Annotated in this window: 13 protein-coding genes; all 13 read right to left on the reverse strand. The window is 41.7% G+C overall.

What is annotated here, in order from left to right:
• Positions 1-114: 114 nt before the first annotated feature.
• Positions 115-711 (reverse strand): HAD family hydrolase, encoded by a 597-nt coding sequence (locus tag FQT28_RS07275; RefSeq protein WP_143989825.1) that lies wholly within the window; start codon positions 709-711, stop codon positions 115-117.
• A gap of 59 nt (positions 712-770) precedes the next feature.
• Complete coding sequence (locus tag FQT28_RS07280) at positions 771-1,181, reverse strand: GNAT family N-acetyltransferase (protein WP_143989826.1); 411 nt, start codon at positions 1,179-1,181, stop codon at positions 771-773.
• Positions 1,182-1,282: 101 nt separating this feature from the next.
• Positions 1,283-2,647: an amino acid permease gene (locus FQT28_RS07285; protein ID WP_185952363.1), complete on the reverse strand. Its 1,365-nt coding sequence runs from the start codon at positions 2,645-2,647 to the stop codon at positions 1,283-1,285.
• A gap of 76 nt (positions 2,648-2,723) precedes the next feature.
• Positions 2,724-3,206 (reverse strand): transcription elongation factor GreA, encoded by a 483-nt coding sequence (greA, locus tag FQT28_RS07290; protein WP_000818755.1) that lies wholly within the window; start codon positions 3,204-3,206, stop codon positions 2,724-2,726.
• A gap of 63 nt (positions 3,207-3,269) precedes the next feature.
• A complete protein-coding gene (gene mltG, locus FQT28_RS07295) occupies positions 3,270-4,964 on the reverse strand; it encodes an endolytic transglycosylase MltG (RefSeq protein WP_143989827.1) in 1,695 nt (564 codons plus the stop codon).
• Between the two features lie 62 nt (positions 4,965-5,026).
• Positions 5,027-5,515 carry a GNAT family N-acetyltransferase gene (locus FQT28_RS07300; RefSeq protein ID WP_143989828.1) on the reverse strand — a complete coding sequence of 163 codons (489 nt, stop codon included), beginning with the start codon at positions 5,513-5,515 and terminating at the stop codon, positions 5,027-5,029.
• Complete coding sequence (locus FQT28_RS07305; protein ID WP_143989829.1) at positions 5,512-5,991, reverse strand: GNAT family N-acetyltransferase; 480 nt, start codon at positions 5,989-5,991, stop codon at positions 5,512-5,514. Before FQT28_RS07305 ends, FQT28_RS07300 begins: the two co-directional genes overlap by 4 nt.
• Before the next feature lie 10 nt (positions 5,992-6,001).
• On the reverse strand, positions 6,002-7,336 hold the full coding sequence (gene murC / locus FQT28_RS07310; protein ID WP_093584404.1) for a UDP-N-acetylmuramate--L-alanine ligase: 1,335 nt from the start codon (positions 7,334-7,336) through the stop codon (positions 6,002-6,004).
• An 11-nt stretch (positions 7,337-7,347) separates the two neighbouring features.
• On the reverse strand, positions 7,348-7,959 hold the full coding sequence (locus tag FQT28_RS07315) for a cystathionine gamma-synthase (protein ID WP_143989830.1): 612 nt from the start codon (positions 7,957-7,959) through the stop codon (positions 7,348-7,350).
• 47 nt (positions 7,960-8,006) lie between these two features.
• Positions 8,007-11,102: a DEAD/DEAH box helicase gene (locus tag FQT28_RS07320; protein WP_143989831.1), complete on the reverse strand. Its 3,096-nt coding sequence runs from the start codon at positions 11,100-11,102 to the stop codon at positions 8,007-8,009.
• Between the two features lie 91 nt (positions 11,103-11,193).
• On the reverse strand, positions 11,194-12,360 hold the full coding sequence (locus tag FQT28_RS07325; protein ID WP_143989832.1) for a MalY/PatB family protein: 1,167 nt from the start codon (positions 12,358-12,360) through the stop codon (positions 11,194-11,196).
• Between the two features lie 7 nt (positions 12,361-12,367).
• Positions 12,368-13,462 carry a cystathionine gamma-synthase gene (locus tag FQT28_RS07330; RefSeq protein ID WP_143989833.1) on the reverse strand — a complete coding sequence of 365 codons (1,095 nt, stop codon included), beginning with the start codon at positions 13,460-13,462 and terminating at the stop codon, positions 12,368-12,370.
• A 145-nt stretch (positions 13,463-13,607) separates the two neighbouring features.
• The gene (locus FQT28_RS07335; RefSeq protein WP_143989834.1) at positions 13,608-15,566 is read right to left on the reverse strand and encodes a peptide ABC transporter substrate-binding protein; all 1,959 of its coding nucleotides are present in this window, start codon (positions 15,564-15,566) and stop codon (positions 13,608-13,610) included.
• Positions 15,567-15,570 lie beyond the last annotated feature (4 nt).

The following is a 15,570-nucleotide window of genomic DNA, read 5'->3' on the forward strand; positions in this document are numbered from 1 at the left end:
CTTCTTTTAAAAACATTATACCATATATCTAACTTAATGCAATATATAAATGTCATTTTGTAAGATTTTATTAACAAAAAAACTCTCTACTACAAAAAATAGAGAGCGTTGCCTTTAAATATAGGATTTCAAAATATCAACGACATCACTTCTTTTCTTGAACTGATGGGCCTTGATGCCCAATTTCTGGGCTGCGTTTGTATTGTCCTCAATATCATCTAGAAAGACACAATGTGTAGGATTTAACTGGTATTTGTCGAGAATCTCCTTAAACATTGCCAAATCAGGCTCTATAGCTTTTATATCACAGGATAAGACAAAGCCATCTAAAAGTTCTTTTAAGGGAGATAGTTGCTCTTCCAGCAAGTCATAAAATACCTTTGAGGTATTGGACAAGACAAAGATGCGATGCCCCTTTTTCTTTAGTTCTGACAAGACAGGAAAGACTTCCGTATAAATGTCAATGTAGCTAGGCCAGTTCCAGATAACTTCTTCGACCTTCTTTTGATAGGTCCTTCCAATCATGGACACAACTTTAAGCACTAATTCTTCTCTCGTCATGATACCAAGATCTAATCTCTCCCAAAGCCCCGACTGAAAAATAGTCTTATCTAAAATCAGATAATCTTTCTTTATCTCCGAAACACCTTGCAAAATCTTATCCTTGTTCCATTCTAATAAAACGTTACCCATATCCAATATTATGTCCATTTGCCCGCCTCCATAGTGATGTGAAAAATCCCTCTTTGCTTTATACTTTCATATTCAGCTTATAAATCCTTTTGGTAATAGTATCTATGCCCTGTATAGGGATAGTTTTGCAAGGTAAAGACTTCCTTGTAGCCGTGGCTTTTATAAAAATCTGGCGCTTGAAACTGGTAAGTATTGACGAAAGCAAAACGACAGTTTCGATTCTTAGCTTCATTTTCAGCTTGCTCCAATAGTTTTGAACCGATTCCCTGTCCTCGCAATTCCTCTTTCACAAACAAATACTCGATTTCCAGCCAATTTCCGAAAGTCTCTGCTACTAAGCCTGCCAGGAGATTGCCCTTTTCATCTTCAACATAAAGGTTCAGGGGCTCGCTTTCAGCCTCTTCTCTTTTGGAACGATTATAAGCACGAATCAAATTTCCTATTTCTTGCGCTTTCTGGGACGCCTTATTTTCCAATCTAACGTGCATTCAAACCTCCTAATAAACTACTACAGCTTGATTATAATCCTATTTCAATAGACTGTCAAACTAGAAAAAAACTCACCAAGCAGAGTTGATGAGTTCATGAGTTATTTTCTAAATTTCCACTGGCTATAAATTCCGAAACCGATAATCCAGATAGCTGAACCAATTGCTCCCATAAAGGTAGATTCTTGTAAAAAGAGGGTTACAAAGACAAAGATAAAGAAGAGCATGGTTAAAGGATTTAGAAAACGATAATGGGGCATGAGGTAGCCATCCGCCATGAAGTCTTGTGACTTGCGGTATTTGAGATGGGCCACCATAATCAAGATATAAATCGCGATGTAAACACCTGATGAAGATGCCGTGATCAAAGCAAAGGCATCTGAAACACCTGGCAACACATTGATAAAGGCAGCCAGAGCAATTAAGATTGCTGAAGCAATAATAGCATTTTGTGGAACATTATGGCGAGAGAGAGTATCTGCCTTGATCGCTTTTAAGAAGCGATTGGGTGAATCATGGGCAATCTGGTAAAGGTGTCGTCCTGTTGAATAGAGGGTTGAATTAAGAGCCGATGCGGCCGACGTCAAAACGACGAAGTTAATCAGAGCCGCTGCCCACTTGATCCCTGCCAGTTCAAAGACCGTTACAAATGGAGAATCTGAAGAAGCAAGTTCTCTCCAGGGAATAATAGACATAATGGCTAATAGAGCTCCACCATAGAAGAAGACAATCCGGAGAGGAATTTCTTTAACTGCTTTTGGCAAAACCTGACGAGGATTCTTCGTTTCAGAGGTTGTCACTCCGATAAATTCAATCATCAGATAGGCAAAAAATACCATTTGAAAGGCCATAACAAAGTTCATGACTCCATTTGGGAAAAGAGAGAATTGATTGCTGATATTTGCCAGACTTGCAGCACCATATGGTGTTTCAAATCCTGTCAAGACCATAAAGACCCCTGTTGCAATCATAGCTAAAATAGCCACAATCTTAACCATAGCAAACCAAAACTCGACTTCTCCAAAGAGCTTAACCGCAATCAGATTGACCAAGGCCAAAATCGTTAAAAAAACAAGCTGAATCAGCCAACTAGGCCAAGAAGGAAACCAAAACTGAACATAATGCGAAATCGCAGTGATTTCTGCCATACCGATAAAGACAACAGACAACCAATAAGACCAAACCGAGAAATACCCCCAGCCTTTCCCCAAATGACGGGTGATAAAGTTTATAAAAGTATGTTGTTCTGGATCCTGATATAGCATCTCCCCAACAGCCCTCATCATCAAAAACATAAAGGCTCCTGTAATCATGTAAATCAGGATGATAGAAGGTCCAGTAAGGCTGATAGAACGACCAGCACCTAGGAAAAGTCCTGTTCCGATTGTCCCCGCAATGGCCATCACCTGAACATGGCGATTGGTTAAACCACGTTCCATTTTATTTTTTTTCTTATTTGAACTCATATAGTCTCCTATTTATTCAAAAAATCAAAAAGGAGTTGAGCAAGTCAAGACCTCCACTACTCCATTTTCATTCTATTTAGGCTGTTTTTTCAACCTTTAAGATTTTGACATCATAGCTACCAACTGGTGTCTCGATGGTCGCTGTATCACCAGTCTTTTTACCGATCAAGGCTTGTCCAATCGGGCTCTCATTTGAAACCTTACCAGCAAAAGCATCTGCACCTGCGGAACCGACGATGATGTAGACTTCTTCGTCATCTTCCCCAATTTCTTGGATCGTTACAGTCTTACCGATAGCCACTTCATCTTGGGCAACTGCATCGCTATTAACGATTTCAGCATAGCGGATTTTTGTTTCTAGACTTGAAATTTGTCCTTCAACAAAAGCTTGCTCATCCTTGGCTGCTTCGTACTCGCTGTTCTCTGAAAGGTCTCCGTATGAACGAGCAATTTTGATACGTTCTACTACTTCCGGACGACGAACGAGTTTCAACTCCTCTAATTCTTTTTCTAGTTTTTCCTTTTCTTCAAGGGTCATTGGGTAAGTTTTTTCTGCCATTTTTCTCAACTTTCTTTTCTTAATTTGTTTTTAAAACAAAATTATGTGGAAAACCACATAATTTTAGTTTGAACTACTTGATTGGGTTAGTTTGCTATTGATGTGTTCTGCAACGTTTTGATCATGTTCTTCTTTGGTCGTTGCAAAGTATACTTTACCATCTTCGACATTGGCTACAAAGTACAAGTAGTCACTCTTTGTCTGATTTACACTTGCTTCAATCGCATCCAAACTTGGACTATCAACTGGTCCAGGCATGAGACCAAGGTGTGTGTAAACATTGTATGGTGAATCAATCGTTGTATCAATTCCAGCATCATCCGCTAGGCTAATCTTTTGACCAAGCTTGCCTTGGGCATACAGGATAGCGATATTACTTTGAAGTGGCATACCGAGATTTAGGCGGTTGTAGAAGACACCAGCAATCTTCTTGCGATCTTCTGTCTTGGCACCTTCTTTTTCAACAAGAGAAGCGATACTGAGCAATTCATTGACAGTCAGATTCTTTTCTTTGATCGTAGCGTAATATGGTGACAAGGCCTTATCCATAGCAGCTAACATCTCATCAATCAAACTTTCAACTGTAGTGCTTTCTTTGATGGTATAAGTTGCTGGGAAAAGGTAACCTTCTAGGCGATAACGAACCCCGCTATCTTTTGTTGGTAGACTTCCAAGCAAGTTTGGATACTTGGCTACTACTTGAGAGATAAAGGTCTCATCTTGAGCTTTTGCCAAGAAAGCATCCGCAGTAAGAGGTTCTTTAAATTCACCTTGAAGTTGTCCTACTGTTTGAGCGATTTGCTCTAATGTATATCCTTCTGGAATTGTCAGGCTTGCAAGAGCTGGTTCTTGAGGTTCAGGAGTTCCACCTTTTTGCAATTCTTGGATCAATTCATCCGTACTCATGCTCTTCTTCAAGTTGTAATAACCTGATTTTAAGTCTGCGCCCTTATATTTAGCATAAAAGCTAAAGATAAGTCCATGTTTAACAAGACCAGATTTTTCCAAAGTGCTCCCAATTTCTTGAACATTTGAACCTTCCGGGATTTGAACTGTCACATAGTCCTTAGAACTTGCATCAACAGGTTTCAAGGATTCTTGAACGTATCCATAACCAAAGAAGCCACCAATACTTACGAGCACTAGGAGAACTAGGAAAGTTAGCAAACAGCCTTTAGCTTTTGATTTCTTCTTTTTCTTAGCTGGCTTTGTTCCTTCACGACGACTGCGTCGTGGAGCATCCGCTAGGTTATCAACTTTCTCAACTGGAGCAGGGACTACATTCTCCACAACAGGAGGGACTGATTCTTCTTTTTTGTCATCCGTTTTATAGGAAACAGCTACTTTAGTTGGAGTAGTGTTAAACTCTTTGTCTTCCTTTTTAGGCTCTACAGCATCAATCTTGGCTGGTGCGGGCTCTTCTAGTTTTGACTCTTCTGGTTCTGGTCCTGTCACTTCGCTTGATTCAAAACTTGGGCGTGGTGGCACACTTGGAGCATTTTTAAGGATTTCATTCACAGTTGACAGAGAGTCTACCATTAAACCTTCTGTGACAAGATTTGGTTCTTGTTCAGAAGGATCGGGTGGAGTCACTTGAGAAGATGGAGTTGGGGTGGTCGGACTTTCATCTTCTTTCCCTCTTCTTTCTCTCTCTCTGACTCTCTCTAAATCGCGTAAAATCTGTTCTTTAAAGCTTAACGTTTCTTCTCTTGATTTCTCGCTCAAAAGCTTTACCTCCTTGTTGGCAATCCATAACATTATATCTTAAAAGTCGCAGAAAAGCAACAAAATATACCTTTCTCCAACTATATTTCTTGTTTTCAAGGCTTCCAAACCATGTTATACCAGGTCTCACCTGCATAGGTAGATTGGGATAATCCTTCATTGACAAAACCATGTTTTTCGTAATAGGCGATAAGATAATCATGACAAGTCAGGTTAATACCTTCTCGTTCATGTTCCAAAGCGACTTCTTTTAGAGCCGTCAGTAGTTTTTTCCCCACTCCCAAAGCTTGCGCCTCCTTGGCTACCGACAGGCTCGTTACTGAGATATAACCACCAGATCGATGGCTATGGTCCTCTACTTCTTCCGTAAAGGACTGATCATGTAGATGGCGGTGTGGGACGACTGGACCTTCGATATAACCAAGAATACGCCCCTCTTTTTCAGCTACCAGAAAACTGGTCTGAATTTCCCGCAAATGCGCCTCAAAGACCGAACGAGGAATAGCTTCTTCAAGGGAGAAATTCTCTAGCTCTATATCTATAATCCGATCTAAATCTGAAAATCTCGCTTGTCTGATTTTCATATTTCCTCCTGATAAAAAGGATTGGCCCAAATCAGCTGCCAACCAGAACCACTACCATAATGATTTTCTGGCACTCCTTCCTCAACAAAGTCATTCATCTCAAAGTAAGAGAGGAGGTCATCAGGGCAAGTCAGACGAAGGCACTTGACTCCTCCTTCTACAGCCATTTGTTTCAAGCTAGCAAGGAGAAGAGTTCCCAAACCTTGTCTACGATGGTCAGAATGAATGGCTAAACGCTTGATTTCAAGGCTCACGCTTGTTTGAGTGTGAGTTCCTGACAATTCAGCCCCAAGAATATAGCCCACAAGCTGATTTTCATCTCTAGCTACAAGAAAGGTATCCGCAGTTTTACGGATACTCTTTTCTAAGGATTGACGGCTAAGTGCCTCTTCTGATGAAAAATTGGCTTCTTCAATCGCCAATATTTCGTCTAAATCTGATAAGGTGGCTTGCCTTATAGTGATTGGAATTTCCATCTGGTTTTCCTTATTGGACGTTGCTTGTCAAGTTTGACAAGAGACGTTCAAATGAATATTCATAGGTTTGGATGTCTCCGGCACCCATAAAGACGTAAACAGCATTGTCATGGTCTAGGAGTGGAGAAACATTTTCAACTGTGATGACCTGGTGCTTCTTGTTGATTTTATTAGCCAAATCTTCTACTTTGACATCACCATGGTCCACTTCACGAGCTGATCCATAGATTTGCGCTAAGTAGACTGCATCTGCCTGATTCAAGGCTTGTGCAAAATCATCCAACAAGGCGATGGTTCTTGTAAAGGTATGCGGTTGGAAGATTGCTACGATTTCCTTGCTTGGGTATTTCTGACGAGCCGCATCCAAGGTCGCGATGATTTCTGTTGGATGGTGGGCAAAGTCATCAATGATCACTGTATCATTGACAATTTTCTCAGTGAAACGACGCTTAACACCAGCAAAAGTTTTCAAGTGTTCACGGACCAAGTTCAAATCAAATCCAGCTGTGTAAAGAAGACCAATAACAGCTGTCGCATTCATGATATTGTGACGACCAAAGGTTGGAATGTGGAATTGACCCAACTCTTGTCCACGGAAATGAACTGTAAAGGTTGATCCAGTCGTAGAACGAAGAAGATCGCTAGCTACAAAGTCATTGCCTTCTGCTTCAAAACCATAATAATAAATCGGAGCATTGGCAGTAATCTTACGCAACTCAGCATCCTCACCGTATACAAACAAACCTTTGGTAATTTGTTTGGCATAGTCGTTAAAGGCATTGAAAACATCCTCTAGACTTGTGAAGTAGTCTGGATGGTCAAAGTCAATGTTGGTGATGATAGAATATTCTGGGTGGTAAGGCATGAAATGTCGCTCATATTCGTCTGATTCAAAAACAAAATATTTGGCATTGGCTGAACCACGACCTGTCCCGTCACCAATCAAGAAGCTGGTATCTGTGATGTGAGACAAGACATGTGACAACATACCTGTTGTTGAAGTTTTTCCATGTGCTCCTGCCACTCCCATGCTGACAAAATCGCGCATAAAGCTACCGAGAAATTCATGGTAACGTTTATAGCTGATGCCATTTTGGTCTGCATAGGCGATTTCAACGTTGTTATCTGGACGGAAGGCATTCCCAGCGATAATCTCAACATCACCTTGTAGGTTCTTTTCATCAAAAGGAAGAATCGCAATACCTGCCTGCTCTAGTCCACGTTGAGTAAAGTAATATTTTTCAACGTCTGAACCTTGAACCTTGTGTCCCATTTGGTGCAACATCAAGGCTAGGGCACTCATCCCTGATCCCTTGATTCCAATAAAATGATATGTTTTTGACATGCTTTTCTCCCCTACTCAGTAATTCTTGTCAGATTCAACTCTTGGGCAACCTGACGTTCCTGTTCTGTTTGCTTATTCTTTTTATTATAGATTTGACTCTTCTTTAGAAAATCATAGTTGTTCTTTTTAGCTTTTCCCGTTTGAGTTTTCGGAGTTGGAGTCGCCACTTGGCCAACCTCTTCAGCTAAGATATAGTGAGACTGGCTCAAGTTTTTGCTAAACTTGGCAAGCTCACCTGGATTTTCCTTTTGAAATGGTGCTGTTGGTTGATTTCCTTGACGAACAAGTGTTGAACCATTGTGTCGTCTGGTATGACTAACATCCTGAGTCAAATACTTGGCTGAACGTTTCTTCTTCAAATCCGCACGCGCCTCTTCTCGAGCCAATTCAGCATACGTTTTTTCAACTTTTTTAGGTTCTGGAGCTGATTCTGGCTTTTTGCTAACCACTGGAGAAACTACGGTTTCTTCCTCATTGATAGGAGACCATTCCAAATAGTTCTTATCGCGGTAATCACCTTTGATGTTGCTAATAAAGTCTGACTCATCGTACAAGTCCATGACTGGCATTTCGGTCAGCATGATCTCATCATCTGACACCAATGGAAATCGATCTTGTTTCATTTTGTATTTCCTTTCAACACTTCATTATAGCGTATTGTCTTGATTTTTCAAGTGCTGGCTTCAGAAATTCCCAAAATTTCACGAATTTCTGCCAAACTGAGACTCGCACGCGACTCCGTACCATCTAAAACTTGGGAAACCAGGTGTTTCTTCTGTTCTTGGAGTTCTTGAATTTTTTCTTCGATGGTTCCCTTGGTAATCAAACGATAAACTTCTACCTTCTGCTCCTGTCCCATTCGGTGAGCTCGTCCGATAGCCTGAGCCTCGACAGCAGGATTCCACCAGAGGTCCACTAGGATGACGGTGTCAGCTCCTGTCAGATTGAGACCGACACCACCCGCCTTAAGGGAGATAAGAAAGGCATCTCTCTCCCCTTGGTTAAAGGCCTTGGTCATCTCCTGTCTGTCATGAGCAGGAGTTGAACCTGTGATTTTGAAGGAGGTCAAGCCCAAGTCTGGGAGTTCTTGCTCGATTTTTTCCAACATTCCTTTGAACTGGGAGAAAATCAAGACCCGATGCCCACCATCAGCCACTTGTAGCAATAAATCTCGGAGACTATCGAGTTTACCACTAGCTCCTTGGTAATAGTCCATGAAGAGAGCTGGCGTATCGCAGATCTGGCGCAAACGCATGAGTCCAGATAAGATTTCTACCCGACTTCTCTGAAATTCTTGATCTGTCACTTGCGCTAGGCGGTCTCGCATCTGTTGCAACTGGGCGAGATAGATGGCCTTCTGCTGGTCTTCCAGTTCATTTTTATAGACGACTTCGATCAGATCAGGCAGTTCTGTAAGAACTTCTTCTTTCTTACGCCTCATGACGAAGGGTTTGATAAACTGCGCGACTCGGTCAGCCGGTAATTTCATAAACTCCTTTTTACTTGGCAAGAGCCCCAGTAGCACAATTTGAAAGATAGACCACAACTCTCCTAAATGATTTTCGATGGGTGTACCTGACAAAGCAAAAACTGCTGGCACCACAAACTGGCGCAAACTCTGAGCAATCTTGGTTTGGGCATTTTTCATGACCTGGGCTTCATCTAAGAAGAGAAAATCAAAAGCCATCTCTTGATAAAGCTCGCTGTCTTGACGAAAAGTTGCATAGCTAGTCACATAGATTTGGTGATTTTCAGAAAGAATCGCTTCTCGATTCGCTTTCAAACCATGAACGACAGCCAAATCCAACTGTGGGGCAAATTTTCTAAATTCATCTGCCCAGTTGTAGATCAAACCTGACGGCGCTAAAATCAAGACCCGACTGTCTTCTGTCACCTGACTGGTCAAAAAAGCAATAGTTTGCAGTGTTTTTCCCAGTCCCATATCATCTGCTAGGATGCCACCAAAGCCATAGTGATGAAGCATCTGGAGCCAACGGACACCCTTTTCCTGATAGTCTCTCAAACTCGCCTGCACCCGTATATCTCCCAAAGGAAAATCCTCTGGATGGGTCAAATCATGAGCTAAATACTGAAATTCCTCTGAGAAGGAGATCCTGTCTCGACCTTCAAAAAGCTGAGACAGACTGTAAGCCAGAGATTTCCGAGTCTGAAAAGAACCATCTTTTAGCTCAACCCCCAGTTCCTGTAAATTTTGACGAATCTGCTTGGTTTCCTCATCAAAAAAGTACACTTGGTCAGAAGAACTAATATAGAAATCCTGATTGCTGGTCAGGGCTTTGAGAGCTTGATTAATCTCTTCTTGGGCAATGCCTTGAAAATCGAACTGGATTTCCAACAGTCCTCCCTTGGACTCAATCTGAACCTGAGGAGCTTGGACGCTGTAGAGCTGATTCATCTCATCAGACAAGAAAACCTGACCCAACTTCTTAAAAGCTGGAATCGTATGGTGAAAGAAAGAATAAACCGCTTCTGGCTTCAAAGCCTGTCTCCAAGACTGAAAATCAGCCTCAAACCCAGCCCCTAAACAGACTTGAAATAGCTGGTTTTCCAAGACGGCATCGCTTGAAAATGGTAATTGTTCCAGCTGTTGACGACTAGTCACCTTAACATCTCCATAGTCAAACTGAATATCCAAGCGGATGCGGTCGTCATCCTCCCTATCAAAGTAAAAGATGGGTGAAAAGGATCGTATTTGCAAACGTTCGGGGGCAGACACTGTTCCTAGCAATCCAAACAAAGGCAGACAGGCGGCTAGGCGATCACGATCACTGTTGTCAAACTGGAGGCATTTTCTCCCTCTTTCTTCCTGAGGAAGCTCCTTGATTTCCTTTAGTAAGCTGATTTGTTTAGGATTTAAGAGATAAAGATCCCCCTTACGAAAGAGAACTGCCCCTTCATAGAATACGTTAACTCGCTTACTTTCAGAAATTTCCATCTCAAAATAATCGGGATACTCCTTCACGGAAAAAGAGAAAAGGTTTGCTTCTGGATTTAAATCATGAAAGAGAAGATTTTCATAACTATCGATCTGGTGTTCAAAATGAAAATCCTCCAAGTTCATCAGCAACTCCACTCCCTGCTCAAAAAAGGTCAGAGGGAAAAAGAGGTGACGACCTTGATTGGGGAAAAAGAGGTCTTGGCTCAGTCCCTCCTCAATCAGGCCACATAAAAAAGTAAGAACTTCTTGACTAGCCGTATCAAAAGCATCCCAAGACAAGTCATTTTCATAGTGTTTCCCAATCATATATGGCTTTCGATGGACCAAGACCTTCAAAAAGAGGGGGATGTCACGAATGACATAATATTTTTGACTATCAACTAAACCGATTCGGAGTGTCCAAAGGAGGCGATTGGTCCCAGCTTCCACCTGACCTTGAGCCGACAAAGTGTAGATTTTTTCTCGCTTCTGAGGTTGGATCCGCTCCAAAAAACTACCACCAAAACTAACCTTGGTTTCGACCTCTTCTTGCTCTTCATGTCCTTTTTCTAAGGCTTGTAGAATCACCTGGCCTTCTTCATCATTTTTCAGATAATGCTCGAGCGCTGCGAGATGAACACAGTAACCTCTTTTTTGGAAAAAATCGCAAGCACAAAAAACAAGATCATCCTCTAAACTGTAACGCAAGTCTTCTCCCGCCACGCGAGTATAGAGGCGATTCCCTTTTTCCTTGATAATCTCAATGTTGCCTGTCTCATAGAGAGTAACACCCTCCATGCGCAATTTTCCTGGAATCAATTTAGCCATAGTTACCCCTTTATCTTATCTTTTCATTATACCACATTTTCCCCTACGAAAATAGCCTTCTAGGAAGACTTTTCTCCTAGAAGGCTCGATTTTAAAGGGTAGCAAAAGTGGTCACGATGCGTTGGCAAGCCTCTTCCAGCACTGACTTCGGCATAGCCACATTGAGGCGGGCATGAAGGGATCCCTCCTCCCCAAAGTCCAAACCTCGGTTCAAGATAACCTTGGCTTCATTCTTCAAAAGCTCTTGCAAGCGGTCATCCGTTAGATCATAGGCTGAAAAATCAAGCCAAATCAAGTAGGTACCTTGCGGTTTCATGACCTTAATCTTGGTTTCGTTGCCCAAAACTTCCACTACATAGTTAATGTGGTCCTCAATGACTTCCTTTAACTCTCCTAACCAGTCCTTGCCATAACGGTAGGCAGCTTCTGTCGCCAAATACCCCAAGCCTGAGATTTCATGCTGGTTATTGGCCAACTGGCGTTTTTGAAAGGCCACTCGAAGTTTAGGATTTTCAATGACAGCATAGGAATTCTTTGTCCCAGCAATATTAAAGGTTTTAGTTGCACTACTCAAAATAAGGGCAAAGTCTTTAAAAGCAGGATCAATGGTGTTGAAAGACTGGTGTTTGTGACCAAAGAGAGCCAAATCTTGGTGAATCTCATCTGAAACCAACAAAACACCATGTTTTTGGCAGAGATGCCCAATCTTTTCTAACACTTCCTTTTCCCAAACACGTCCACCAGGATTGTGGGGATTGCAAAGGATATAAAGTTTCACATCCTCTTCCACCAATTCCTTCTCTAACTGGTCAAAGTCAATCTCAAATAGCCCATCCTTTTCCACCAAAGAATTGGTAATCAATCTGCGATTGTTCAGTTTGACACTGCGGGCAAAAGGTGGATAGACCGGTGTGTTAATCAGAACAGCCTCTTCTTCTTTTGTAAAGGCTTGAATAGCTGTTGAAATAGCTGGTACCACTCCCTCGATAAAGACGAGGGCATCCTTGTCAAAGTGATACCCGTGTTGAATGGCTTCCCAGTCCTGAACCGATTCAATCAAAGCATCACTAGCATAAGTATAGCCATAGACCAACTGATCTGCGTAGGCTTGTACGGCTTGTCGAACTTCAGGCAAAACCACAAAGTCCATATCTGCTATCCAGGCTGGTAGAACTTCTCGATTAGTTTCCGCCTCTTTCCATTTATAGGTATGGTGCCCAAAACGATTGGGCAGGCTTGTAAAATCATATTTTCCCATATTTGTCTTATCCTTCCAAGGCTTGGCGCAAGTCCGCAATCAAATCTCTAGCATCCTCAATCCCAATAGACAAACGCAAGAGATCATCTGTCAATCCATAGGAATGGCGAACTTCTGCTGGAATATCCGCATGGGTTTGCGTCGTCGGATAGGTGATCAGACTCTCAACCCCACCCAAACTCTCAGCAAATGAGAATACCTTCAAGCTGTTTAGAATATGAGGAATTCGTTTTTCATCCACTACTTTAAAGGAAATCATGCCTCCACGGCCTGTATAGAGCACTTCCTTGACAGCAGGCGAATCCTTCAAAAAGGCGACCACTTCTTGGGCATTGGCTGTCGAACGCTCCATACGAAGAGGTAGAGTTTTAAGACCACGAATCAACTGATAACTATCAAATGGTGACAAGACCGCACCAGTCGTATTGAGATTGTAGAACAGTTGTTCATATAGTTCTAAACTATTAGTCACAACTACCCCAGCCAAAACATCGTTGTGCCCTGCTAGGTATTTGGTAGCCGAATGAAGAACAATATCCGCACCATCTTCAATCGGACGTTGGTAAATCGGACTGTAGAAGGTATTGTCTACGACTACTTTAGCCCCCTTGTCATGAGCTAGTTTTGCTAGTTTTGCAATATCAAATTCTAACATCAAGGGATTAGTCGGCGTTTCAATATAGAGAACATCCACATCTTTCTCTAACTCAGTAATCAACTCTTCCTCTGTATTGGCATAGGTAAAATGGAAACGACCTTCCTGCTCCACTTGGTTGAACCAACGGAAAGAACCCCCATAAAGGTCACGCACTGCCAAGACTTTACTTCCTACTGGAAAAACACTAAAAGCCAGTACAATCGCAGCCATACCTGAGCTCGTCGCTAGGGCATAGTCTGCTGATTCGATTGCAGCCAAGACTTCCTCCGCCTTACTGCGAGTTGGGTTTTTAGTCCGAGTATAGTCAAATCCCGTAGACTGACCGAACTCTGGATGCTGATAAGTTGTTGAAAAATGTAGTGGCGTCACCAAGGCACCTGTCGCCTTATCTGACTTGATCCCAGCCTGGGCCAAAATTGTGTTGATGTGTCGTTCTTTGCTCATACAATACCTCCAAATCTATAGTAACTATTGTACCACTTATTTTCGCCAACTCATTTTCTTCTTTTCAAGAGCTAGTTATAGTTTCAAACTATACAAAAACGATAGTTCCTTGAGAAACTATCGCTTTTCCTGTTGAATAGACTGGTTATTTAACGTGTTTTGCCAATTCTTCTTGGGCTTTTTTATTTGATTCTTCTTTTTCTTTCAGCCATTTTTCTTTAGCTTTTTCGTACTCAGCAGTTGTCACCGTCTTATCTTGCAACTTGAGATACTTGTATGATTCTACACCCTTATTTCCAGCTTGTGAGAATGGTGCTGAGAATGGAACTGTCTTTCTCAAGCTAGGTGTTCCACCAAGGGAAACGTTTGGAATTGCAAGGGCGCTATCAACGAGCCAAGCTTGAATTTCTGCATATTTTTCATAACGTTTCGCTGGATCTTGCTCCTTGTTAGCTTCTTCTAACATTTGAGTGTAAGTATCCAGACCAACTGCCTTAGCCTTGTCATTGACCTCACCTGGTTCTAGACCAAGGTTTTGCAACATACCGCCGTTATTGACATTTAGGATATCTAGATAGCTTGATGGATCCAAGTAGTCAGCACTCCAACCGCCATTATAGATATCAAAGTCTTTTTGAGCTGCCGTTTGAGCGAGGTAGCTAGAATTATCGAAGTCATCTGTTGATAATTGTTGGATATCAATAACCACATTCTCAGCTCCTAGAACAGATTCGATGGATTGTTTTAAAGAACTTGCTTCAAGTACACCTTTTTTAGCTGATTGGTCAACTGATACATCCAAGTGAATTGGGAATTGCACACCCTTAGCTTCCAATTCTTTCTTAGCTTCTGCAAATTTAGCTTTAGCCTTGTCAGGATTGTAGTATGGATCTTGCGCGTCTGCAAAGTTGATTCCTTGCCATTCTTGACCATAGTTGACCATCTTTTCTGAAACAACATCGCCAAAGTCTTTTCCGTTGATACTTACAAATGTAGGAGGTACCACTAGGTTACGAATAATCTTCGTTGCTCCATCTTCCCCTTGAGATTGAGCTCCATAGGCCGTACGGTTATAAGCATAGTTGAAGGCTTGACGGAAGTTTTTATTCAGAACTGCTTCTTGTGTTGATTTCTTTTCGATATCTGAGGACTTAGAAGTGAAGTTATAAGATTTTCTGTCCAAGTTGAAGTTCAAGTAATAAGAAGTTGCGGTTTGCATACTATAGATGATGTTATCCTTGTTCTTCTCTTTAATTCCTTCAAAGCTTGAGCTATTTGGATAGAGACGCGCGTAGCTGTAGACTCCTTCTACAAAGTTACGAGCTAGGGCATCTTGGTCACTACCATCATAGTAAGTCAATTTCACATCGTCCACAAAGACATTTTTAGCATCCCAGTAGTTCGGATTTTTCTTGTATTCGATAACAGATTTTGAAACAAATGATTTCATCAAGAAAGGTCCATTGTACAAAATGCTAGAAGGGTCTACTTTACCAAAATCATCCCCTTTTGATTTCAAGAAATCCGCATTGACAGGGAAGAGAATGGTTGAAGTTGTTTTAGAGTTCCAATAAGATTCTGGACGTGTCAAAGTGTACTGAACTGTTTGGTCATCAATCGCCTTCACACCGACAGTTGAAAAGTCTGTTGTTTTACCGTTGATATAGTCATCCAAACCTGCTACAGAGTCTTGAACCAAGTACAAGGCTTCAGATTTTTTATCTGCCGCATATTTCAAACCTGTCACAAAGTCTTGAGCAGTTACAGGTGCGTATTCTTCACCTTCGTATGTATACCACTTGGCATCTTTACGAAGTTTGTAGGTATAAGTCAAACCGTCCTTGGAAACGGTCCAGTCCTCCGCTAAAGATGGAACATAGTTACCATATTGGTCATTTTCCATCAAACCATCTACCAAATTAGTAACGATATCATTGGTTGTTGCACGGTTCTCTGCTAGATAGTTCAAACTAGATGGATCACTAGAATAGACATAGTTATATGTTTTAGATGAACTTGCTGAGTTCCCACATGCGCTCAATAGGATACCTGCGCTTAACACGACACCTGCCAGTGTCAGATACTTGGCCTTAGACTTTTTCATTTCC

Origin of the sequence: Streptococcus oralis (genome assembly GCF_901543815.1) — a bacterium.
GTDB classification, from domain to species: Bacteria; Bacillota; Bacilli; order Lactobacillales; family Streptococcaceae; genus Streptococcus; species Streptococcus oralis_CM.